Source organism: Leptolyngbya sp. CALU 1928, from assembly GCF_056784215.1.
The window spans coordinates 1,028,694-1,051,516 of the sequence record NZ_JBXBCE010000001.1 but is presented as its reverse complement, the minus strand read 5'-3'; the positions used below and the strand labels follow the sequence as shown (position 1 = coordinate 1,051,516).

The following is a 22,823-nucleotide window of genomic DNA, read 5'->3' as shown; positions in this document are numbered from 1 at the left end:
CTAATTTATTCGTCTGGCTCAATAGTGCTGATTAAACCATGCATTTTTAAGGTTTCACAGTAAAACTCAGCGTGTTCCTGCTCACAAGTAATGACCAACGCCAATCCATTGGTATGAGCTTCCATCATAATATCAACAGCTTGGGGTTGCGTCAGGTTTGGAATGGTAGTGATTAAAACTTTCACAACATGCTCCATAGAATTGAAATCATCGTTATGAAGCAAGACCCGGTAACGAGGGGCAATCTTACGGACTGTTGAGGGCTTTGCAATAGTTTCGACCGCCACGACTTTAATCCTTTGTGATAACTATCTAGACTAACCAAAATTTATTCAGTTGAAATCCTTAGATTTTAAATTACTTTGCAAAAAGAGAATTAGAACTCATTTATACAGATTTACATTGCTTAATCTCATTTATAACATTCAATCGAAATCGCAGTCCCATTCCACAGAGTTTAGTCAGTACAAATTTAAGACAATCCTCAGGTGTTTCGGATTGATTCCAATAACAACCGTTGATTGTCAGGTTGATTGCCCTAAAATCTAAGAGAGAATGAGCATAAATTGCATTGACTGTTTATTGAGAACTTTGTAAAGCAGAATCATGGAAAACTTCTGGAATACCGTTTCCAAATACCCAGTTTTTGTGGCTGGAACCATTCTGGGTGTATTTTTGAATGCTGTGAAGCCACTGGCACCCTTCCTCAAAAATCCTGTAACCGCGATCGCGCTGGGAGGAGTAGCCGTGGGTGGTTTTGCTTTTATTACCTTTACCCTACGCGCCATGCTGGGATTGCAACAGTTTTAGATTAACGAATAAACAGCGAGAACGCAGCTTCAGAAGGCAGCATCTCGGCACATTGGCGTTCATTGGAAGGAAGAATTAAGTTATGGCTACAGATCGGCGCGTTGCTCGTGTTTCAGAACTGATTCGGCGGGAAGTCAGCCAAATGTTGCTGACGGATATTAAAGACGATCGCGTGGGTGCTGGCATGGTTAGCGTCACCGATGTCGTCGTTGCAGGAGATCTGCAACACGCGAAAATTTATATCAGCGTTTACGGGGATTCCGCCGCAAAAGCTGAAACCATGGAAGGGCTAAGGGCGGCTACAGGCTTCGTTCGCAGTGAATTAGGGCAGCGTATCCGCCTCCGTCGGACTCCAGAAGTCACTTTTCTGGAAGATGATGGCATAGAACGGGGCAATCGCGTCCTCACCTTGCTCAACCAACTTAGCCAAGAGCGGCTCCCCGACGATATTGAAGGCGATGGAAGCCCTCCAACGAATATCACCGTCGAGACTGACCCTCAGACCCAAAGTGACTCAGATGATTACTTTGAAGACGATTTCGACGAGGACAAAACTGAGGACAGCCAACCGCCGATAAAATCCTAGAAACAGCCCCGTTTACCCCCAATATCTGACACCCGACACCCGGCACCCGACACCTCTATTCGTATGCAGTCTTTTCTCCCTCATCTCGACTCGTTTTCCTTGGCTGCTCAAGTTGCTCAAATGGTTGTGGTGCGGGCTTCTGGATACTTATTCGATCATCAAATTCGCTATCCCGCATGGGAACCCCCTGCAACAACGCTGGAATCTTGGATTACTGATCTCGGCGTAGGCGGCGTGATTTTGCTGGGCGGAAGTGCCGCAGAAGTGGCGCTGCGAACTCAGCAGTTGCAGGATTGGGCGCACGTGCCTTTGTTGATTGCGGCAGATGTGGAAGAAGGGGTCGGACAACGGTTTACTGGAGCAACTTGGTTTCCGCCGCCGATGGCGATCGCGGCAATCTATCAGCACAATCTGGCTCTGGCAATTCAATATGCTCAGCAAATGGCAGCTATTACCGCTCAAGAAGCCCAGGCGATCGGGTTAAATTGGGTGCTGGCTCCTGTGGTGGATGTCAACAATAATCCTGATAATCCCGTAATCAACGTGCGGGCATTTGGCGAAACTGTGGAAACAGTAAGTCAACTGGCAACGGCATTTATTCAAGGCGCAAACCCTTATCCAGTGCTGACGGCTGCTAAACATTTTCCGGGTCACGGCGATACGACGGTCGATTCTCACTTAGAGCTTCCCGTGATTTCCCACGATTTAGAGCGCTTGCAGCAGATTGAACTGCCACCCTTTGAAGCCGCGATCGCGGCGGGTGTCGATTCGGTGATGAGCGCTCATCTGAAAATTCCAGCGCTTGATTCCACCTATCCTGCAACGCTCTCTCACCGAATTTTGACTCAGGAGTTACGTCAAAAACTGGGATTTGAGGGACTGATTGTCACGGATGCCTTAGTGATGGGGGCGATCGCCAATGGCTATGGTGCTAACGAAGCCGCTGTGCTTGCCGTCGAAGCGGGAGCCGATATTTTGCTGATGCCTATTGATCCAGTGGGCGCAATTCAGGCAGTATGCAGCGCTGTAGAGTCGGGACGAATTACCCCTGAGCGAATTCGAGAGTCTGTAGAGCGAATTTGGACGGCAAAACAAAAGGCGTGTGCGCCTCCCTTAAAAGAAACTACGTCCCATGCGTGGGAGTCGATTCAGCCCAGTGTACATGCCAAAGAGTTGGCGATGCAGTTGGCACAACCCAGCGCGATCGCCTTGGTTGACTCAATTTTGCAAGACTCTCAGCAAGTGTATGCGCCTGTTTTATCGCGCTTGGCTAATCGCCCCTTACAAGGCAATCGAAATTTAGTCATTTTAGATGATGCTTTGGAGCGCGATTTTATCGGAAACTACACGCCAGCAGTGGTCATTCCTGCCAACCAAGGTTATCGGCTAGAACTAATCGACTCCCACACTCCCAAGGATGCACTGAACCACTCCAGCACTCACCAACAGCCAACCTTGCTGCAACTGTTTATTCGCGGCAATCCGTTTCGCGGCAGCGCTGGACTCAACCAAATCGCCCAAGAGTGGCTGCAATTTCTCATTGATTCCGAGCAACTGCAAGCCTTAGTCATCTATGGCAGCCCGTATATTCTTGATCAATATGTGCCCACATTGCCGCCCAATGTGCCTTATGTGTTTAGCCATGGGCAAATGCCCCAAGCTCAAGCGATCGCCCTCAATGCTCTCTTTTCCATGGGATAGATCAATATCAATAGCATAGAAATGGATCATCCTTTCCGCTACGATAAGACCTTTAAAGCGTGATTAAATCGTCAGCATGGGCAACACTTTCGGTCATTTATTTCGAGTTACAACCTTTGGCGAGTCCCATGGCGGCGGTGTGGGCGTTGTAATTGATGGATGTCCGCCACGGTTGGAGATTTCTATAGAAGAGATTCAGTTTGAATTAGATCGCCGCCGTCCGGGTCAAAGCAAGATCACCACGCCCCGCAAAGAAGCCGATCGCTGCGAGATTTTGTCTGGCATGTTTGAAGGGAAAACCACGGGCACCCCCATTTCGATTCTGGTGCGAAATCAAGACCAGCGATCGCAAGATTATGACGAAATGGCGGTGAAATATCGTCCTTCCCATGCCGATGCTACCTATGATGCCAAGTATGGCATTCGCAACTATGAAGGCGGCGGGCGCTCTTCTGCACGGGAAACAATTGGACGCGTGGCGGCTGGGGCGATCGCGAAAGCCATTCTGCGCCAAGCTGCCGGAGTTGAGATTATTGGCTACGTGAAGCGGATTAAAGATTTAGAAGGGGCGATTGATCCAGAAGCCGTCACCTTAGAGCAAGTAGAAAGCAACATTGTTCGCTGTCCCGATGGTGAAGCAGCAGAGCGCATGATTACCCTGGTTGAGTATTTCCGTGATCAGGGCGATTCTTTGGGCGGTGTCGTTGAATGCGTGGCGCGCCATGTGCCCAAAGGTCTGGGAATGCCCGTGTTTGACAAGTTGGAAGCTGACTTAGCGAAGGCAGTCATGTCCTTACCCGCAACCAAAGGCTTTGAGATTGGTTCGGGTTTTGACGGAACGCTGATGGCTGGCAGCGAACACAACGACGAATTTTATACCGACGATCGCGGCAATATCCGCACGGTGACAAACCGATCTGGCGGGGTGCAGGGCGGCATTTCCAATGGTGAAACTATCCTGGTTCGGGTTGCCTTTAAACCCACTGCCACCATTCGTAAAGAACAAAAAACTGTGACGAAAGCCGGAGAAGCGGTGACGCTGGCAGCCAAAGGGCGACATGATCCCTGTGTTCTCCCCCGTGCGGTGCCCATGGTGGAAGCGATGGTGGCATTGGTCCTCTGTGACCATTTGCTGCGCCAGCAGGGGCAGTGTGGTGTATTGACATGATGCCTGAGGATTGGGGACGAACGGGAATCTGCAAAGTTCGGTCATTATCAGCAGCGATCGCTTAGAATTGCCAAGTTGTTGATGAGTCCATCCGCATGAATGGGTCAGGGCTGCTTAAAGTATTCAGTGGTTGTTTGGTGGCGATCGCGCTTATTGTGGGTGGTGGACTTCTTGCTGCTCAATATTTGATTACTCAATTTACGACTCCACCCCCTAAGCCAATGTTTGCTAATGACACGTCGCCCAAGCCTCCAGCGGCGATCGCCCCTAAACCTAAGCCACCGTCTCCCCTACCGACTCCAAGTGCAACGCCTTCACCAAAGCCCAGCGAAGCAGGTTATCAAGCGAGAATCACCCTATCTGAAGGCTTAAATGTGCGGTCAAACCCTGATAAGAATGCGGAACGGATCGGTGGCGTTGACTTTGATGAAGAAATAACGGTTATAGAAGAAACTCCTGATCAAGAATGGCAGCGAGTTCGAGTGAAAACCAGCAGTGTAGAAGGCTGGATTAAATCGGGGCATACCGAACGAATGAATTGAACAATGAAAAAGCCTCCAGCGATCGCTGGAGGCTCTAGAGGATAGAAAATACGTTGCTTGAATCCTTTATTAACCTGTTATCTACTCTTGTCCTTAGGAGAAAAGTAGGTAGCAGACCATTACAGGTATTTTTCTAAGGTAGTTGCAAGAGTCGTTTTAGGAACTGCTCCCACAACCATATCTACCCGCTGTCCACCCTTAAAAATCATTAGAGTAGGAATGCTACGAATACCGTACTGGCTTGCGACAGTTGGGTTCTCATCAGTATTCAACTTAACAACTTTCACCTGTCCCTCGTATTGAACAGAAATTTCATCTACGATCGGTGCCACCATTCGGCACGGACCACACCAGGGAGCCCAAAAATCAACCAAAACTGGAACTTCGCTTTCAAGAACTTCTTGTTTAAACGTAGAATCCGTAACTTGTGCGGCGGATGACATGCTCAAAAATCCTTGCCTAAACATGTTTCAAACATCCTATCATAGCCGGAAGATCACCCCGTTAAGCAAGCTCTCTAAATATATCGACTAATTACTAAGGGAAACCTCTTCACTGCTAACCCTCTCTATATTTGACTGCTAGCTCTTTCTATGCTCTTTAAAAGAAGGAACCGCCCGAACAATGTCCAGGCGGAGTGTGGTGTGAGGAGTGAACGGAAACTTTCGTCTCCGCTCTCTTTATTGTAAGCGACCTAAATCGTTTTTCCAGAGGTTCTGAAAAAGACCGAATGAAGTTTTAAGAATTAAATTCTAGAGCCTAACTTAACCCCTTTCTGGCGCTCTATTTTCCCATCCCTAACTGCTGTGCTTTTTGATAAACCTTGCCTTCAGTCAGCAGGGAAGGCGCAATCACTACTTCCACTTGCTGCATTTCCTTTACGTTTTTTGCACCTAGGGTGCCCATGCTGGTTTTCAGTGCGCCGAGAAGATTATGAGTGCCATCATCTAGCTGAGCAGGACCCCGCAAGATCTGTTCTAAAGTGCCCGTGCTGCCCACTTTGATCCGGGTGCCGCGTGGCAGAATCGGGCTGGGAGTTGCCATGCCCCAGTGATAGCCGCGCCCCGGTGCTTCTTTGGCTCTGGCAAAGGGTGACCCAATCATGACACCATCGGCACCGCAGGCAATACACTTACAAATGTCTCCGCCGGTAATCAAACCACCATCGGCAATAATTGGCACATAGTTGCCGGTGTCACGGTGATAATCATCACGAGCCGCAGCACAGTCCGCGATCGCCGTAGCTTGAGGCACACCCACCCCTAGCACTCCCCGCGAGGTGCAGGCGGCACCCGGTCCAATTCCCACCAATACTGCGGCGGCTCCAGCTTTCATCAGATTTAGAGCCACTTCGTAGGTCACACAGTTGCCTAAAATTACCGGAATTGGCATTTCTAGGCAGAAGTTTGCCAGATCTAAGGGTGTCACTGCCTCTGGCGAGAGATGGGCCGTCGAAACTACAGTCGCCTGAATAAAAAACAGATCCGCTCCCGCTTTGGCAACGGTTTCGCCATATTTTGTTGCTCCGATCGGAGTCGCACTCACCGCCGCAATGCCACCCTGCTGCTTAATCTCCTGAATCCGTTGGGTAATTAATTCCGCTTTGACTGGTTCTGCATACAACTCCTGCATCAGAGTGACAAAGCCGTCCTTGCCGACGGATGCAATGCGATCGAGAATAGGATTTGGATCAGCATACCGAGTTTGAATGCCTTCCAGATTTAGTACTCCTAAAGCACCTAGCTGAGATAAATGCACTGCCATACCCACGTCTACAACCCCATCCATGGCGCTGGCAATAATGGGAATTTCTCGATCAATGCCGCCGATTGTCCAGTGGGTGTCTGCTAGAACCGGATCGAGGGTTCGCAATCCTGGAACGAGGGCAATTTCATCAATACCGTATGCTCTGCGGGCAGTCTTGCCCCTACCAATTTGAATATCCACGCTCTTTTGCCCAAACCTATTTAAGCTAGACTACCAAATTTCTAAGTTTGAGTGTTGCGGAGTGTTTGCTAAAAACTAAAAGCGATCGCCCTTCGCATTTTAAAAATGGAGGCAAAGGGCGATCGCTATCTCAGCTAAACCGAGGCTTAGCTTAAAGGGCTGGCGTAGCAACAGGTAGTTCTCGATAGTCTGCGACAATCTGCCGAAACTCGTCGCCTTCTATCGTTTCTTTATCGAGTAATACCTCCACTAACCGATCCACTAGGGAACGATTGTCTCGAATAATCCGACGGGCTTCTTCATAGCAATCCAAGGCGATCGCGCGCACTTGGCGATCGATTTGAGTAGAAACTTCCTCAGAATATTCTTGGCGTGGCATCATGCTTCGTCCTAGAAAGACTTCGCCGCCAGGACTTTCTAACGCAACCAAGCCCATATCAGACATGCCGTAGCGGGTGACCATTTCTCTGGCTAGCTCAGCCACGGCTTTAATGTCGCCGCTGGCTCCAGCCGTTACTTCTGATGAACCAAAGACCTCTTCTTCCGAGGCACGTCCACCCAGGGCAATGGTGATGCGATCGGTCAACCAGGATCGCGTATACAATCCACTGTCAATCATTTCTTCGTTAAACGACTGTTGAGCAAAACCACCCACGCCACCTGATCGCGGAATAATCGTCACTTTATTCAATGGATCAGAATTTTTGAGCAGCGTCATCAGCAGAGCATGACCGACTTCGTGATAGGCAATCAAGCGTTTTTTCTTGCTGTCCAGTAAAGGAGTCAGCGTTAGCCCAATCGTCACCCGATCGATCGCGTCGTCCACTTCCAGCATGGAAACGGCTTCTTTGTGGCGACGGGCGGTGAGAATTGCCGCTTCGTTGAGCAAATTGGCAAGGTCTGCGCCGGAAAAACCGGGAGTCCGACGGGCGATCGCTTCCAAAGAGATATCCGGCTCTAGCTTTTTATCTCTGGCGTGAACTTCTAAAATACCCAGCCGACCGGCATAGGTGGGCAAATCGACGGAAATTTGGCGGTCAAAACGTCCGGGTCGCAGCAATGCGGTATCAAGTACATCGGGTCGGTTGGTTGCCGCAATAATAATAATGCCGGTGTTGCCTTCAAAGCCATCCATTTCAGTGAGCAATTGGTTCAGGGTTTGTTCTCGCTCGTCATTGCCGCCACCAATACCCGTTCCGCGTTGTCGTCCAACGGCATCAATTTCATCAATAAAAATAATGCAGGGCGCGTTCTCTTTTGCTTTTTTAAACAAATCTCGAACACGAGAAGCACCTACGCCCACAAACATTTCGACAAACTCAGAACCGGAGATGCTGAAGAATGGAACTCCCGCTTCTCCCGCGATCGCTTTGGCAAGTAAGGTTTTCCCTGTTCCCGGTGGACCAATCAACAGCACACCCTTGGGAATTTTTGCGCCAACCGCCGTAAACTTTTCTGGCTTTTTCAAAAACGTGACGACTTCTTGCAGTTCTTCCTTCGCTTCCTCGATCCCTGCCACATCATCAAACATGACTCCCGTTTTGGCTTCCATCTGGAATCGGGCGCGAGATTTGCCGAAGTTGAGTGCCTGCCCTGGACCACCGGGCGAATTGGCAGACCGGCGAATGATTAACAGCAAACCTCCCAAAAGGAGTAAAAACAACAGCAAGTGGGTAAGCAAGCCCATGACGGCACTATTATCGGCGGAGGGCTGGATCGCCAGATTCACTTTATTGTCTCGCGCCCGTGTAATTAGCTCAGGATATTTATCAAACAGGGCGACTTCTTGGGTCTCATCCTTTTTGTCTTGACCTTCTAACTTAACTTTGGCAACCTGCTGAACTGGATCAATCTCAATCTTGGTTACTTTGCCGTTATCGATGTTCACCAATAGGTCGCTGTAGCTCATGGGTTCACGGTTTGAACCACCACTGGCGATCGCCGGGACGATTAATGTCAATCCTTGGGCAACAACCCAGAGGGCAGTAATCAACCCTTTTGCAGCCGAATTCCCTAACGGAAGTGGTTTTACCAATGCTTTAGTCCAGAATCCTTTCATACAGATCGCCTTTCTGTTCTCCGAGTTCTTCGTCTAAGGTTAGCTGTCTTCTTTTAAATAGCTTTCTCTAGCAGCTAGGTCGCGCCCCTTAGATGTTTAGTTTAGCTTGCTTTCATCTTAGATGACTTGGGTTATGAAGCCGATAGGGGATTGGCTTGTACGGCAATCACCCGTAGGAATGGAAGGGCTTGCCGATCCCCTAGTCCAGTGCTTCCCCGATATTGTGGATACATGCGGAAATTGGAAAAGAGGTTAAGCGCTCATGGCTAAGGTAGTTGGAATTGATTTAGGAACGACAAATTCCTGTGTGGCAGTGATGGAGGGTGGGCAGCCCGTGGTCATTGCAAACGCAGAAGGTGGACGCACCACGCCATCGGTGGTGGCATATGCAAAAAACGGCGATCGCTTAGTCGGGCAAATCGCTAAACGTCAAGCGGTGATGAATCCAGAAAACACGATTTACTCTGTTAAGCGGTTTATCGGACGGCAATATGATGAAGTCAGCCAAGAATCTAAACAGGTTTCTTATAAAGTAGAGCAAGACGGCAGTAGCGTTAAGATTGTGTCTCCTGCTGTAAACAAGAAATTTGCGCCTGAAGAAATCTCAGCACAAGTCCTGCGGAAATTGGTAGATGATGCCAGCAAATATTTAGGGGATAAAGTCACCCAAGCGGTCATCACCGTCCCTGCTTACTTTAATGACTCTCAGCGGCAGGCGACTAAAGACGCTGGCAAAATCGCCGGAATTGAAGTCCTGCGGATCGTCAACGAACCCACGGCAGCAGCATTGGCGTATGGCTTAGACAAGAAAGAAAACGAAACCATTCTCGTGTTTGACTTAGGCGGCGGTACGTTTGACGTGTCTTTGCTGGAAGTGGGTGACGGCGTGGTTGAAGTAAAATCCACCAGCGGCGATACTCACTTGGGCGGCGATGACTTTGATAAAAAAATCGTTGATTGGATCGCAACCCAGTTTCAAGCGTTGGAAGGAGTGGACTTGCGGAAAGATAAGCAAGCATTGCAACGTCTGACTGAAGCAGCAGAAAAAGCCAAGATTGAGCTTTCTAATGCCACCCAAGCAGGGATTAATCTTCCTTTTATCACAGCAACGCAAGATGGACCGAAGCACATCGATTTGACCCTGACTCGCGCCGAGTTTGAGAAACTAGCTGCTGATCTACTCGATCGCTGCCGAGTGCCCGTCGAACAGGCAATTCGCGATGCCAAGCTGACGGCGGCTGACATCGACGAAGTAGTGCTAGTCGGCGGCTCGACTCGGATTCCATCGGTGCAAGCCTTGGTGCAAAAAATCACAGGCAAAGACCCTAACATGACGGTTAACCCCGATGAAGTGGTGGCTGTGGGTGCCGCGGTTCAAGCAGGCGTACTGTCCGGTGAGGTCACCGACATGCTGCTGCTCGATGTCACGCCCCTATCCCTTGGCGTGGAAACCATGGGCGGCGTGATGACTCGCATTATTCCTCGCAACACGACCGTGCCTACCAAAAAGTCGGAGGTCTTCTCCACCGCCGTGGATGGACAGTCTAATGTGGAAATCCATGTGCTGCAAGGCGAACGAGAAATGTCGAGCGATAACAAGAGCCTAGGAACCTTCCGACTGGATGGCATTCCTTCTGCTCCTCGTGGGGTTCCTCAAATTGAAGTCGTGTTTGACTTGGATGCCAACGGTATTTTGTCGGTTTCTGCCAAAGACAAAGGCACGGGCAAGGTGCAGTCGATTCAAATCAGCGGTGCGTCTACCTTGGATAAATCTGAAGTGGAACGCATGGTGGAAGACGCGAAGCGGAACGCAGACAGCGATCGCCAACGTCGTGAACAAGTAGACACCAAAAACAACGCTGAAACATTGGTCTACCAGGCTGAAAAGCAACTGCAAGACTTGAATGGTCAAGTACCTGCGGCAGACAAGAGCCGAGTGGAAGAGTTGATTAGCAATCTGCGTGACTCTGTTACTCGCGAAGACTACGACCAAATGAAAGCGCTCACCAATGAGTTGCAGCAAGCTTTGATGCAGGTGGGTCAGGCGATCTACGCCAATGCTAATGCGGCTAGTGAAAATGCAACCAGTGAAACCGTAGCGAATGATTCAACTGCGAACACTGACGATGTGATTGATGCCGACTTTGTAAACAGCAAGTGACTTTGAGCAAGCTCAAAGGTTGATGAGTTTCGTTGATTGGTTATGAGTGATGGGGAATGGGCTGAGTCCTGTTCCCCATTTTTTTGACTTCTTTAGGATGAATCGCCTTTCTCAACTTTTTCTAGAATTCACACACAAAGCTGGAAGCGTGATTCACAATACGAAACAGGCGATCGCCCAACTTATAGCCCTCATAATCTGGCTTTTGTCAAAAATAGTGTAGGTATTCAAGGCGCTGTGCTGTTAAAGTCGAAACCGATTAAAGTATTCTCGACATCTGTTTTTCACCCCATTTTTTCTAACCCACGATGACCATTGGCTTTCTGAAACAGGCAATTCATGCACTGCGGCACGAATCCATCAGCCGGACTCCTGTTCGTGTAAATCGCTGGTTCAAGTGGATGGCACCGGGGCTGTTCGTCAAACGCTGGCTACTGCTGAGTGCTGCCGGAGTGTCGCTGGCAACGCTAGGAATTGCCATTTCGATGAAGTGGACTCCTGTTTTTCGCACGACCCAGTTCTTTGGTTGGATTTTGCAGCAGACTACCGAAGTGATTCCCAATTACGTGAGTGGTCCTTTGGTCGTGGGGTCTGGATTGTTGCTCGTGTGGTGGGGGCAGTCACGGACTTTGGGTGCCATTACAGAAGTATTGATGCCCAATGGTAATGAAGATTTGATTGATGTGCTGCTGGCGCATCGCCGCTTAAATCGGGGACCCAAAATTGTAGTGGTGGGCGGTGGCACCGGGCTTTCGACCTTGCTTCGAGGGCTAAAACAATACAGTGCCAATATCACTGCGATCGTGACGGTAGCGGATGATGGTGGCTCATCTGGACGGTTGCGGCGCGAAATTGGCGTACTGCCTCCCGGTGATATTCGCAACTGTCTAGCGGCATTGGCAGACGAAGAAAAACTGATGACCGAGCTATTTCAGTATCGGTTTCGAGCCGGAGATGGGCTGACGGGGCACAGTTTTGGCAACTTGTTTTTGACGGCGATGAACGAAATTACAGGGGATCTGGAGCAGGCGATCGCGGCGAGTTCTCGCGTGCTTGCCGTGCGGGGAGAAGTGTTGCCCGCCACTCTGAGCGATGTGCGACTGTGGGCAGACCTAACCGATGGACGGCGGATCGAGGGAGAATCGAGTATTACTGAAGCGGGTGGTGCGATCGTGCGCGTGGGTTGCACGCCTGAAAATCCACCCGCGCTCCCTAGGGCGCTAGTTGCCATTCAAGACGCAGATTTTATTATTATCGGTCCCGGCAGCTTGTATACCAGCATTATTCCAAATCTGCTGGTGCCTGACATTGCCGACGCGATCGCCCGATCCAAAGCGCCGCGTATTTACGTCTGTAATATCATGACCCAAGAAGGTGAAACCCAAGGCTACAGTGTGGGGGATCATATTCAAGCGATTGATCGAGCCTGCGGCAAGCCATTGTTTGAAGCCGTCTTAGTTCACAAACAGATGCCAACCGCAAGAGCGCTGATTCGCTATGCCCAAGAAAATTCTAATCCGGTGCCCCTCGATCGCGATGTGGTCGCTCGATTGGGGCGACGAATTATTTTGGCAAACGTGATCGACGAAGAGGAACATACCGGAGTCGTTCGCCATGATCCCGAAGCGTTGGCTCGCGTCCTATTTCGTTGGTTTACCAAAGTTCAAGGCTTGTAACCTATTCTTTTTTAATCCTTTGGCGGAGCCAAACGCCCGCTCCAATTAGGGTTACACCCAAAATGGTACTGGGTTCAGGAACAGCGGCACTGCTGGAAGATGCGCTCCAAGAGCCCGAGCCGAAAGAGGGTGCAAGTCCTGCAATCGACTGAAACCAAGAACCACCCCAGCCAGTCGAATTTTGGTTGCTCTGTAACAAAAACTGCCGAGTGCCAAAGGCTCCATCCCCAAAAAACCAGGTATCAGCAATAGAAATACCATAGCGGCTGATGACCTGTTGCCTAAGATTGTTAGAGTCTGCAGGCTGCCACCACGTAACACCAGGGCGATCGCCTAGACTCCACTCGCTTCCTAACACTGTTGCTGAAAAATCAATCAGGGCATTGTTTACCTCAAAGCCAACCGGAGCCGCAATTGGGATCGTTTGCACAAAGGTTGAAATTTCGTCATCATAGCTAAACTCACCCATGCCAACGGAGTTGCCAGCATTATCGAAAAAGCTCATGTCCCAGGTGAGAATGGCTGCTTGAGCGGGTGTTGTGATGGTGCCAACGCCAACAATTGCACTAAATGCGATCGCAGCGGTTTTTTGATAGATTTTTTGCATCTGTTTTTCCCTAGTTATCAAAATTGCTAGTAGCGCACCGCTGGGAAATTAATCACAGAACTGTCAACCTTGGAACTGATGCGTTTAATCTGAAGAAACAGTTCATACACTAGCAACGATCGCAGTTGCTCATTAAAATTGCGATCGCTCTGGTTAGACAGCTTCCAAAGTGTATCCATTTATGGCAAAAAGTCTATCTATCCGTTGCAATAAATCAAGCATTACTGCCATTTTTAATTTATGGGTACGTCATACCGTTTTGAGTTTTGAGTTCTAAAACACGGAGGCATTGCTGTTTTCAGAAAGTCCTCTGTCACATTTCAATTTCAAATTGGTATCACCATGCTTCCCTCAATCGATCCGGTCAACCCCAATTCGATGACTTTCAATTGTTTAGACATTCATGAAACTCGTGAGATAGGTCAGCAGCTAGGGCAGACCTTGGCAGCGGGGAGCATATTGCTGCTTGAAGGAGATCTAGGTAGCGGCAAAACCACGTTAGTTCAAGCCATTGGGTCAGGGCTAAAAATTCCAGACCCAATCGATAGCCCCACGTTTACCTTGGTGAATGAGTATTTTGGGGGGCGATTGCCGCTTTATCATATGGATTTATACCGATTACAACCGGATGCAGTTGCCCAACTCTACCCCGATAGATATTGGGATGGGCTGGAAGTAGAACCGGGCATCGTGGCGATCGAATGGGCAGAACGCCTTCCCTATAGATCTGCGGATTATTTGCTGATTCGATTGGATGGCAACGACGATCAACGCCAAGTTACCTTAATATCAGTGGGGAATTTTAGGATGCCCATGATCGCTTAGCAAGCCTAAACTACGAGGTTCGGAGTACGCGATACGAAATGCAGAGTATGAATTTATTTAACCCCGAACCCTGAACTCTGAACCCCGAACCCTGTTTTAACTAAACCGCAACGCTTGACCGCGCACAGAAGTATTCACCTTACCGTGGTCAAACACAATCTGCCCACCGACGATCGTCGTCACTGCCCAGCCCGTCAGGTTCCACCCTTCAAAAGAACTCCAGCCGCACTTGGTCAACTGATCTTCGCGCCGCACGGTGCGATAGGTGTTCAAATCCACCAGTACTAAATCGGCATCATAGCCCGGTGCGATCGCCCCCTTGTTGGGAATGCGGTATGCCTTTGCCACAGCGGTAGACATCCAGTTTGCCACCTGTGCCACGGTGCAGCGTCCTTCCATTGCCTGGGTCAGCATTAGCGCTAGGGAGGTTTCTACTCCCGGCATCCCTGATGGAATGGTGGCAGGCTCTAGCAAAATCACTGGGGAACCAGCGGATGGTTCCTCTGTGGTTGACGCAGGCACAGATTTAGGAATGCCTTTCATTTTCTCTTCCAGGGTATGGGGCGCATGATCCGTCGCGATAAAGTCAATTACGCCATCTTTCAACGCCTGCCACAGGACTTCATTATCATGGGGCGATCGCAGCGGTGGATTCATCTGAGCTAGATTGCCGATCGTTTCATAGGCGCTGGTATTCAGCAGCAAATGCTGGGGAGTAACTTCTGCCGTCACCCAAGCGGGTTTTTCCTGACGCAATAGTTCCGCCTCTTCCGCCGTAGACATGTGCAAAATATGTAAGCGTCGTTGATATTTTTTGGAAAGCTTAAGCGCAAGCTGCGTCGCTTCTAGGGCAGCTTGATTGTCCTGAATTTGAGAGTGGACGGCAGGATCGGTGCTGCCTGCAAACAGTTGACGGCGGGCTTGAATCCGAGCCTGGTTTTCAGCATGAACGGCAATCAAGCGATCGCCCTTAGAAAAAATTTGATCCAGCAGGGACTCTTCATCGATTAGCAAATCTCCATGCATTGAACCCATAAAAATCTTAATGCCACAAACCGGGGTTGCCTCTAGCAAATCGGGGAGCATCTCGGCAGTTGCGCCAATGAAAAAGCCATAGTTGACCAAACACTTTTCTGCGGCTCGTTTCAGCTTGTCATCCAGCGCGGCTTGAGTGATTGTGAGTGGGCGGGTGTTTGGCATTTCCAGAAACGAGGTCACGCCACCTTTGGCACAGGCACAACTGGCGGTAAATAAATCTTCCTTATGTTCCAAGCCCGGTTCGCGGAAATGCACCTGTGGATCAATCACTCCCGGCAACAAAGTTAGCCCAGTTGCGTCTATCTCCTTAATAGGTTGCCCAGATGCACTCAGTTCAGCAGCATTCAGTTCAGCGGCGATCGCTTGGATAATGCCACTTTGAACGTAGACATCTCCCAAAACCAAGCGGCTATCCGGCTGGGCAATAAAGGCATTGTGAATCAGTAACGGTAAATCTGATGACATGATATAAGCCGATTTAGACTAGTATTGAACTCTGCATAACCCTTATCTCTGCGATGGCTCAAGTGAACAGTAAAGAATCCAGTGACAATAATAATAGTCCCCAACCTCCTAAGGAGATTATTTGGGTCGAAATTCTTAAGACCCTAGGGCTTAGCGCCATTCTGGCATTTGGCATTCGCACGTTTGTGGCTGAAGCTCGCTATATCCCTTCTAAATCAATGGTGCCAACGCTTCAAGTAGACGATCGCCTGATTATAGATAAGGTGAGCTACCACTTTAAGCAGCCTCAGCGGGGAGATATTGTAGTTTTTATGCCACCCGATGAAGCCTCCGTTGTGTGTACTGGACCGCGGACTCAACGGTCTAAAGATGCTTACATCAAGCGAGTCATCGGTCTACCTGGGGAAAAGATAGAAGTGAAGCAAGGGCTAGTCTTTATCAACGATAGTCCGATAAAAGAAACCTATCTAGATAGCGTCCCTGAATATCAATATGGTCCTAGGGTCGTTCCTCAAAATTCATATTTGGTTTTGGGCGATAACCGTAACAATAGCTGCGATAGTCACTATTGGGGATTTGTGCCCCGTGAAAATATTATTGGTCAGGCGATCGTACGGTTTTGGCCACTCAATCGCATGGGTGAAGTTACTCCCTAACTCAAGTCTTCACACGGCAGCGGATGCACCAAAAATGCATAGTCCTGAACAATTTGATTGCCAATCAGATGTTCTTGAATAATTCGCTCAATCACTGGCGGTGTGGCACTGTGATACCAGACTCCATCGGGATATATGACTAGAATAGGTCCCTGCATACAAACTCGCAGGCAATTGGCTTTTGTGCGAAATATGCAGCTTGAGCGAGTCTCTGTAGTCTGATCAAGCTGGAGTTCTTTTAATCGATTTTTCAAATAATCCCACGCGACCAAACTGAGATCTTTGGGGCAACATTTTGGTTTTGTTTGATCAGCACAAATGAAAAGGTGCCGTTGAATATGATTCAAGCTCAAGGTCTCAGTACAGCTTGCAAAAGCATTCGTCAAACAAAGTTCATTGGGAACAGCCATAAATCCCCTCCATCGTTCACAACTCGGTTACAACTGAAAAAGTCATCTGCTGAGTTGATCTGTCAGCAGATGACTTAAGTTCAAAATAATAATTGACAAGAATGAGACGACTTGAAACTAGAAGGATTAATCTTCCATATCATCGTCATCCACCACATCTTCAAAGTCATCATCATCTGCGACGACATCCACAGCTTTGCTGCTGATGCTACCACCCCCAATGAATTCATCGTCACCGTCATCCAGAATAGGTGAAACATAATCAAGTTTGGGGTCAGTAATCCCAAACTCTTGCCCACCGAAGAGTGCCCGATCTTCAATATCTAAACCATAGGTACGAGCAGTGCGATCGTCGAGAACGACATCTTTCAGATCAGCAGCATCATCGAACATAGCAATGCCTTCATAGGACAAGTCAGGATCAATACTCCCCACTTCCTCATAAGCATTAAAGCCAGTTCCAGCAGGAATCAGTCGCCCAATAATGACGTTTTCTTTCAAGCCGCGTAGCCAGTCAGATTTGCCCTCGATCGCAGCTTCTGTCAAAACCCGCGTGGTTTCTTGGAAACTAGCCGCCGAGATAAAGCTGTCGGTATTCAGCGATGCTTTGGTGATTCCCAACAGTACAGGAGTATATTCTGCTGGCGCACCCCCCGTAATCGACATTGCCTCATTCACCTGCTCTACTTGGTAAAGCTCCACTAGCTCACCCGGCAGCATTGTGGTATCTCCGCCATCATCCACCCGCGCCTTAGAGGTCATCTGGCGAACTACCACTTCAATGTGTTTGTCTGAAATATCAACACCTTGAGATTGATATACAGACTGAACTTCGCTCACCAAGAAAGTTTGAACTTCTCGTAAGCTACGCAGCGCCGAATCGTGAACTCCCATGGTTTCACGGCTCGCCCGATACATCACCTCCAGCAGTTCATGGGGATTGGAAGGACCATCGGTCAACCGCTCTCCTGCGGTGACCTGTTGACCATCGGAAACAATCACGTTTTGCCCAGAGCCTATGGGGTACTCACGCAAATTACCATCCGATTCAATAACTTTGACTTCAGTAGTTTCGTTGTCTTCATAAACAACCTGAGCCGTGCCATCTCGTTCAGCCAGAATGCAGGCTTCTCTGGGCTTCCGCGCTTCTAGGAGTTCTTCAATTCTGGGAAGACCTTGAATGATATCTCCAGTTTTAGAGCGCTCAAAGACCAGTAGAACTAAATGGTCACCCCGCTGCACCAGATCACCGTGGTCAATGTGCAGCACGGCTCCGGGGGAGACCCGATAGGGACGGGCTAACCGCATCGTAATTTGGGATTCATTCACCTGCACCACTAAGCCAGATTCCTCTAGGGAAAAACCGGGTGCCACTTTGGTTCCTGCGACAACTAAATCGCCGGGGCTGACCGTAGGCTGACCTTTAGTATTAATCGTAACCAAGTCAGCATCTCGAACCACTAAAATTCGGCGAATGGCTTCTGCACCTTCGCGAATACCACGAACCTCTCCGGCTTCCTTGCATAGGATTTCAGTCCGAGCAACCACGGCTCCCGGTGCGATCTGATCGCCATCTTGCACCAGTACTCGCGTTTGAGTGCTGCCTTGGGTCGGATCGGCAGAAATATCGCGCCGAATCACCAAGGATTCCAAAATCACAAGCTGCAAGCGCAACCGATCGGGATCGGTTTCATCAGGAACTAATTCTATATCGGCTGCGAGTTGTGGAGCATCTTGGTCAATTTCTAACACCAGTTGGATTTTGAGCAGTTCCAGTCCTTCCACAGATTTGACTCGCTCTCCATCCTTGTAGGGCATCCGTTGAACGGCTCTCAAGCGAATAGAACGTCCCGAATCGTCGTTAGAAGATTCTTGACTGGGAACCGAGGGTTCGTCTGGAACCGTAAATTCCATAATGGGGCGTACCAGCATGGCGGGACCTTCAGGAGTCTCCACATACTCGACATATTTAAGTTCGTCGATGGTTAACCCTGGCATAATTTCTTGACCAGGATTTGCTAGAACGGCTTCACGGGTGATGATGTCGTCAGGATTATCGACCATATGTAAGTCACCTGGTTTGACGACAATTTCCCGGAGGATGTCGTTCTTTTGGGTGACTTCAATTACGCCATTGCTTTGGCAGAAGATGTCTTTAACAACCTCTGTACCCGCTTCAACGTATTGCCCATCTTCTACCATCAACAAGGAAATATCTTTGTTGACTTCGTGGGCTTCTTCGGGAATCCAGATTAGGGTGCCACCTTTGATCACTTCGTAGCCTTGCTTGGCTTTACCACGCTTGCCCACTTCTACGCCAGAGTATTTGATGATGCCACCGGTTTGGGTGCGGTAGCGATCGTCGATCAACTCGGCAACCACTTGACCATTCAAGACTTTGGTTCCGGGAGTAGCTTTGAGAGAGAAGGTTTGATTGTGGTTGGTTTCAATCAGGTAGTGATCGCGACCTTGGAAACTCTCTGCTCGAATTTGAGCTTGGTCGAGCAGTACGGAGGCAGTGATGATTTCAACTTCTCGTCCGCCTTTGTTGCCTTCTGGCTCTTGCGGAAGTCGAACAATTCCACCGTGTTCGGTCACGAGTTTTGTTTCGGCAATGACTCCGGCTGCTTCGATAGCATCACCATTTTTAACGATGGGTTCTGCGCCGGGTGGCAGGTTGTAAACTTCGCCTGACAAAATCCACAGCAAACCGCCCCGTTGAGCAATGCGCGTGGTGTTACCTTGGCGATCTTTTTTCTCTTCTGGAACGAGATCTGCAAATTGAACTTCTCCAGCCATGTCAGACGCTACGTCTTTTGCGGCTTTTTCAGTCGTTTTGCGCGATCGCCCAGTCAATGGAACTTCAGCCAGGATGTGCCCAGCTTTTACCTTTTGACCGTCTTTCACGAGTAAAGTTGCGCCTTGCAAGATAGAGAAGGCTTGCTGTCCGGCAGATCCGCCATCTAGGACTACTTTTGTGTTTGAATCGACGGATTCTACGACGAGGGCATCTTCACCATGACGGGTGCGGAAGGCGCGAGTCCTAAAACGTTTGGGAAATTTGATCGTACCGTCAAAGCTTGCCCGTTCTTGGCGTGCCATTTCACCGGTAAACACCCCGCCCGTGTGGAAGGTTCTCATGGTCAGTTGAGTTCCGGGTTCTCCGATCGATTGGGCGGCGATAATGCCAACAGCTTCGCCAATGTCTACCATGTGGGCATGGGCGAGGCTCCACCCATAGCAAAGCTGGCAAACAGACCGGGTAGCGTCGCAGGTGAGTGGCGATCGCAGTAGGACTTCTTCTACGCCTGCTTGGGCAATCTTCTCCGCGTCTTCATCTGAGATCGCTTGGTTGCGAGCAATGATGACTTCGCCTGTTTCTGGATGAACAATATCACGAGCCGCAACGCGACCCAGAAGGCGATTTTTAAGGGGAATCAAGATGCGATCGCCATCCGTCATACTGGTCAACGGAATTCCGCGCTCAGTACCGCAGTCCAATTCCCGAATGATTACGTCTTGAGAAACATCGACTAGACGGCGAGTCAGGTAGCCAGAGTCTGCGGTTCGCAAAGCGGTGTCTACTAGCCCTTTTCGGGCACCGTAGGATGAGATGATATACTCTGTTACGGTTAGCCCTTCCCGGAAGTTGGTTTTAATCGGCAAGTCAATGATTTCACCTTGCGGGTTTGACATGAGACCCCGCATTCCCACCAACTGACGAACTTGGGAAATGTTGCCCCGTGCCCCGGAAAACGCCATCATATAGACGGAGTTTAGAGGGTTGTTAGATTTAAAGTTTTTAACGACTTCATCTTTCAATTCTTCGTTGGTGCCGTTCCAAGTATCAATCACCTTTTGGAATCGTTCCACTTCGGTGATTTCGCCGCGAGTGTATTTCTCTTCAGTTGCCCGAATGGTTTCTTGCGCTGCATCTAGCAGTTTACGTTTAGTGGGAGGAACCTGCAAATCATCCACACTGATCGACACCCCTGCACGAGTGGCAAACTTAAAGCCCATATCCTTGACCATGTCTGCCATTTGAGCGGTGCGTGCAGTACCGTAATTCGTAAATGCCCAAGAAATTAGCTTCGTTAGCTCTTTCTTATTAACGACGTAATTCCGAAAGAGGGGTTGTTCGTTGCGCTCTGCCATGTTTAAGTCCGCCTGTGCCATGAACAAAATATTGAATTTGGAAATTACGGGTGGGGCTGGACGCGATCGCCAACCCCTAAAGTCTGTTTAGACTGCTAAGGCATCATGAATAGTCTTGTTGAAGATAATGCGCCCCGGAGTGGTGCGAACATATTGGGAAAGTAAGTTACCTTCTGCATCAATTCGCACACGGCGGTGTTTGTAGAGCTTAGTTACCACACCATCTGGAGACGTGCTTTCCTCCAAAACCTCGTTGTCAGGTTCATCACTGTCAACTTCTCCATCAAAGCGAACCCAAACATAGGCGTGAATCGCGACTTGTTTCTGGTCATACGCCACGATCGCGTCTTCCAAGTTGTAGAAGTAGCGATCGCCGTTCCCTTGAGTATCGGGATTTTCCGCAGTCAGGTAATAGCAGCCCAACACCATATCTTGGCTAGGAGTGATAATGGGGCGACCTGTTGCAGGCGACAAGATGTTATTGGATGCCAGCATCAATAATCGAGCTTCAGCTTGAGCCTCAATTGATAAAGGCACATGAACCGCCATTTGATCCCCATCAAAGTCAGCGTTAAATGCTGGACACACCAATGGATGCAGTTGGATCGCTCGTCCCTCGACCAAAACGGGTTCAAAGGCTTGAATCCCCAAGCGGTGAAGCGTGGGTGCCCGGTTCAACATGACGGGGTGCCCTTCAATCACATCTTCTAAAACATCCCATACCGTCGGATCGTTGCGCTGGATCAGTTTTTTGGCAGCTTTGATGTTATTGACTAACCCCTGCCGGATCAACCGATGGATGACGAAGGGCTGAAACAACTCGATCGCCATTTCTCTAGGCAAGCCGCACTGATGAATCTTCAGCTTGGGACCGACTACAATCACCGAACGACCGGAGTAGTCTACCCGTTTGCCCAGGAGGTTTTGCCGGAAACGACCCTGCTTCCCTTCAATAATGTCTGAAAGAGATTTAAGGGGACGATTATTTGCACCCACCACTGTACGACCGCGCCGTCCGTTATCGATCAAAGCGTCTACCGCTTCCTGCAACATCCGTTTTTCATTACGGACGATGATTTCAGGTGCCAAAATCTCTTGCAGACGCGCCAATCGATTGTTACGGTTGATCACCCGCCGATAGAGGTCATTCAAGTCAGAGGTCGCAAACCGCCCACCATCTAGCTGCACCATGGGACGTAAATCGGGTGGAATCACGGGAATCACCGTCAAGACCATCCAATCAGTTTGAGAACCAGTCGCGATAAAGTTATCAATCACCCGTAGGCGTTTGATTAGCTTTGCTCGCTTTTGTCCTTTAGAAGCGGCAATTTCTTCCCGCAGCTTTTCAGCTTCTTCTTCTAAGTTGATGTCTTGCAACAATCGTTGTAAAGCTTCTGCCCCAATGCCAACCTCAACTCCTGTCAACTGAGAGTCTTCGCTGTAAAGCTGATCCTCAATTTCGATCCATTGGTCTTCCGTCAGGAGTTGCTTGTAGGACAGGTTTTCTGCGTTGCCAGCATCTAGCACCACATAGGCGTTGAAATAAACGATTTGCTCCACATCGCGCAGGGGCATGTCCAGCAAAATTGCCATGTAGCTCGGAATCCCTTTCAAGTACCAAACATGGGCAACGGGAGCTGCTAGTTTGATATAGCCCATGCGATGGCGGCGAACGCGAGACTCGGTGACTTCTACACCGCAGCGCTCACAAACAATGCCGCGATGCCGCACACGCTTGTATTTGCCACAATGACATTCCCAGTCTTTCGCGGGTCCAAAAATCCGTTCGCAAAACAGCCCATCCATTTCTGGCTTGAGTGTTCGATAGTTAATCGTTTCTGGCTTCGTGACTTCACCTACGGCTTGACCGTTGGGTAGAGTTCGTTCGCCCCATTGGCGAATTCGTTCTGGAGATGCCAGACCAATTTTTACGTAGTCAAACCGCTGCTCTAGCTTCGGCATCGTGCGTTATTCCTCATCAAGATCGGGTTGTGGCAAGAAAAATTGAGAGTGGGAT

The 22,823-nt window shown here is 49.3% G+C and carries 17 protein-coding genes and 1 pseudogene; 9 read left to right on the top strand and 9 right to left on the bottom strand.

Going from position 1 to position 22,823, the window contains the following annotated elements:
• Window positions 1–5: 5 nt before the first annotated feature.
• Complete coding sequence (gene clpS, locus AC1S5B_RS04810; RefSeq protein ID WP_482034566.1) at window positions 6–287, bottom strand: ATP-dependent Clp protease adapter ClpS; 282 nt, start codon at window positions 285–287, stop codon at window positions 6–8.
• A 319-nt stretch (window positions 288–606) separates the two neighbouring features.
• Between clpS and AC1S5B_RS04805 the strand changes: the two genes are divergently transcribed.
• The 5 genes from AC1S5B_RS04805 (at window position 607) to AC1S5B_RS04785 (ending at window position 4,807) form a co-directional block, all read left to right on the top strand.
• On the top strand, window positions 607–810 hold the full coding sequence (locus AC1S5B_RS04805; RefSeq protein ID WP_482034565.1) for a DUF751 domain-containing protein: 204 nt from the start codon (window positions 607–609) through the stop codon (window positions 808–810).
• An 82-nt stretch (window positions 811–892) separates the two neighbouring features.
• Window positions 893–1,396, top strand: coding sequence for a 30S ribosome-binding factor RbfA (gene rbfA, locus AC1S5B_RS04800; protein ID WP_482034564.1), 504 nt, complete (start codon window positions 893–895; stop codon window positions 1,394–1,396).
• Between the two features lie 63 nt (window positions 1,397–1,459).
• The gene (locus AC1S5B_RS04795; protein ID WP_482034563.1) at window positions 1,460–3,097 is read left to right on the top strand and encodes a glycoside hydrolase family 3 N-terminal domain-containing protein; all 1,638 of its coding nucleotides are present in this window, start codon (window positions 1,460–1,462) and stop codon (window positions 3,095–3,097) included.
• Between the two features lie 76 nt (window positions 3,098–3,173).
• Window positions 3,174–4,265: a chorismate synthase gene (gene aroC, locus AC1S5B_RS04790; protein ID WP_482034562.1), complete on the top strand. Its 1,092-nt coding sequence runs from the start codon at window positions 3,174–3,176 to the stop codon at window positions 4,263–4,265.
• Between the two features lie 95 nt (window positions 4,266–4,360).
• Window positions 4,361–4,807, top strand: coding sequence for an SH3 domain-containing protein (locus AC1S5B_RS04785; RefSeq protein ID WP_482034561.1), 447 nt, complete (start codon window positions 4,361–4,363; stop codon window positions 4,805–4,807).
• 119 nt (window positions 4,808–4,926) lie between these two features.
• Here AC1S5B_RS04785 and trxA read toward each other — a convergent pair whose 3' ends face one another.
• From trxA to ftsH, 3 genes are all read right to left on the bottom strand, one after another.
• The gene (gene trxA / locus AC1S5B_RS04780; protein ID WP_482034560.1) at window positions 4,927–5,250 is read right to left on the bottom strand and encodes a thioredoxin; all 324 of its coding nucleotides are present in this window, start codon (window positions 5,248–5,250) and stop codon (window positions 4,927–4,929) included.
• A gap of 340 nt (window positions 5,251–5,590) precedes the next feature.
• Window positions 5,591–6,754: a GuaB3 family IMP dehydrogenase-related protein gene (locus AC1S5B_RS04775; protein ID WP_482034559.1), complete on the bottom strand. Its 1,164-nt coding sequence runs from the start codon at window positions 6,752–6,754 to the stop codon at window positions 5,591–5,593.
• A 151-nt stretch (window positions 6,755–6,905) separates the two neighbouring features.
• Window positions 6,906–8,813 carry an ATP-dependent zinc metalloprotease FtsH gene (gene ftsH / locus AC1S5B_RS04770; RefSeq protein WP_482034558.1) on the bottom strand — a complete coding sequence of 636 codons (1,908 nt, stop codon included), beginning with the start codon at window positions 8,811–8,813 and terminating at the stop codon, window positions 6,906–6,908.
• A 262-nt stretch (window positions 8,814–9,075) separates the two neighbouring features.
• On the opposite strand from ftsH, the gene dnaK reads away from it, so the two are divergent.
• Entirely contained in the window at window positions 9,076–10,974 is a 1,899-nt protein-coding gene (gene dnaK, locus AC1S5B_RS04765) for a molecular chaperone DnaK (RefSeq protein ID WP_482034557.1), read from the top strand.
• A gap of 308 nt (window positions 10,975–11,282) precedes the next feature.
• A complete protein-coding gene (locus AC1S5B_RS04760; RefSeq protein WP_482034556.1) occupies window positions 11,283–12,650 on the top strand; it encodes a gluconeogenesis factor YvcK family protein in 1,368 nt (455 codons plus the stop codon).
• A 1-nt stretch (window position 12,651) separates the two neighbouring features.
• On the opposite strand, the gene AC1S5B_RS04755 is transcribed toward AC1S5B_RS04760, so the two are convergent.
• Window positions 12,652–13,257 carry a PEP-CTERM sorting domain-containing protein gene (locus AC1S5B_RS04755; RefSeq protein ID WP_482034555.1) on the bottom strand — a complete coding sequence of 202 codons (606 nt, stop codon included), beginning with the start codon at window positions 13,255–13,257 and terminating at the stop codon, window positions 12,652–12,654.
• A 26-nt stretch (window positions 13,258–13,283) separates the two neighbouring features.
• Window positions 13,284–13,436, bottom strand: coding sequence for a hypothetical protein (locus AC1S5B_RS04750; RefSeq protein ID WP_482034554.1), 153 nt, complete (start codon window positions 13,434–13,436; stop codon window positions 13,284–13,286).
• Between the two features lie 163 nt (window positions 13,437–13,599).
• On the opposite strand from AC1S5B_RS04750, the gene tsaE reads away from it, so the two are divergent.
• Window positions 13,600–14,082, top strand: coding sequence for a tRNA (adenosine(37)-N6)-threonylcarbamoyltransferase complex ATPase subunit type 1 TsaE (gene tsaE, locus AC1S5B_RS04745; RefSeq protein ID WP_482034553.1), 483 nt, complete (start codon window positions 13,600–13,602; stop codon window positions 14,080–14,082).
• A 96-nt stretch (window positions 14,083–14,178) separates the two neighbouring features.
• On the opposite strand, the gene AC1S5B_RS04740 is transcribed toward tsaE, so the two are convergent.
• Window positions 14,179–15,585 carry a dihydroorotase gene (locus tag AC1S5B_RS04740; protein WP_482034552.1) on the bottom strand — a complete coding sequence of 469 codons (1,407 nt, stop codon included), beginning with the start codon at window positions 15,583–15,585 and terminating at the stop codon, window positions 14,179–14,181.
• A 53-nt stretch (window positions 15,586–15,638) separates the two neighbouring features.
• On the opposite strand from AC1S5B_RS04740, the gene lepB reads away from it, so the two are divergent.
• On the top strand, window positions 15,639–16,241 hold the full coding sequence (gene lepB, locus AC1S5B_RS04735) for a signal peptidase I (protein ID WP_482034551.1): 603 nt from the start codon (window positions 15,639–15,641) through the stop codon (window positions 16,239–16,241).
• On the opposite strand, the gene AC1S5B_RS04730 is transcribed toward lepB, so the two are convergent.
• Window positions 16,238–16,651, bottom strand: coding sequence for a (2Fe-2S) ferredoxin domain-containing protein (locus AC1S5B_RS04730; protein WP_482034550.1), 414 nt, complete (start codon window positions 16,649–16,651; stop codon window positions 16,238–16,240). The genes lepB and AC1S5B_RS04730 overlap by 4 nt on opposite strands.
• A gap of 126 nt (window positions 16,652–16,777) precedes the next feature.
• Window positions 16,778–22,768 (bottom strand): annotated as a pseudogene (locus AC1S5B_RS04725) (DNA-directed RNA polymerase subunit beta').
• Window positions 22,769–22,823: the final 55 nt, after the last annotated feature.

Excerpts from the sequence above, each read along its gene's own strand:
- tsaE (WP_482034553.1), top strand. The coding sequence starts at position 13,600 with ATGCTTCCCTCAATCGATCCGGTCAACCCCAATTCGATGACTTTCAAT.
- AC1S5B_RS04795 (WP_482034563.1), top strand. The coding sequence starts at position 1,460 with ATGCAGTCTTTTCTCCCTCATCTCGACTCGTTTTCCTTGGCTGCTCAA.
- AC1S5B_RS04750 (WP_482034554.1), bottom strand. The coding sequence starts at position 13,436 with ATGGATACACTTTGGAAGCTGTCTAACCAGAGCGATCGCAATTTTAAT.
- AC1S5B_RS04760 (WP_482034556.1), top strand. The coding sequence starts at position 11,283 with ATGACCATTGGCTTTCTGAAACAGGCAATTCATGCACTGCGGCACGAA.
- trxA (WP_482034560.1), bottom strand. The coding sequence starts at position 5,250 with ATGTCATCCGCCGCACAAGTTACGGATTCTACGTTTAAACAAGAAGTT.
- lepB (WP_482034551.1), top strand. The coding sequence starts at position 15,639 with ATGGCTCAAGTGAACAGTAAAGAATCCAGTGACAATAATAATAGTCCC.
- ftsH (WP_482034558.1), bottom strand. The coding sequence starts at position 8,813 with ATGAAAGGATTCTGGACTAAAGCATTGGTAAAACCACTTCCGTTAGGG.
- AC1S5B_RS04805 (WP_482034565.1), top strand. The coding sequence starts at position 607 with ATGGAAAACTTCTGGAATACCGTTTCCAAATACCCAGTTTTTGTGGCT.
- AC1S5B_RS04755 (WP_482034555.1), bottom strand. The coding sequence starts at position 13,257 with ATGCAAAAAATCTATCAAAAAACCGCTGCGATCGCATTTAGTGCAATT.
- AC1S5B_RS04785 (WP_482034561.1), top strand. The coding sequence starts at position 4,361 with ATGAATGGGTCAGGGCTGCTTAAAGTATTCAGTGGTTGTTTGGTGGCG.
- dnaK (WP_482034557.1), top strand. The coding sequence starts at position 9,076 with ATGGCTAAGGTAGTTGGAATTGATTTAGGAACGACAAATTCCTGTGTG.
- rbfA (WP_482034564.1), top strand. The coding sequence starts at position 893 with ATGGCTACAGATCGGCGCGTTGCTCGTGTTTCAGAACTGATTCGGCGG.
- aroC (WP_482034562.1), top strand. The coding sequence starts at position 3,174 with ATGGGCAACACTTTCGGTCATTTATTTCGAGTTACAACCTTTGGCGAG.
- AC1S5B_RS04740 (WP_482034552.1), bottom strand. The coding sequence starts at position 15,585 with ATGTCATCAGATTTACCGTTACTGATTCACAATGCCTTTATTGCCCAG.
- AC1S5B_RS04730 (WP_482034550.1), bottom strand. The coding sequence starts at position 16,651 with ATGGCTGTTCCCAATGAACTTTGTTTGACGAATGCTTTTGCAAGCTGT.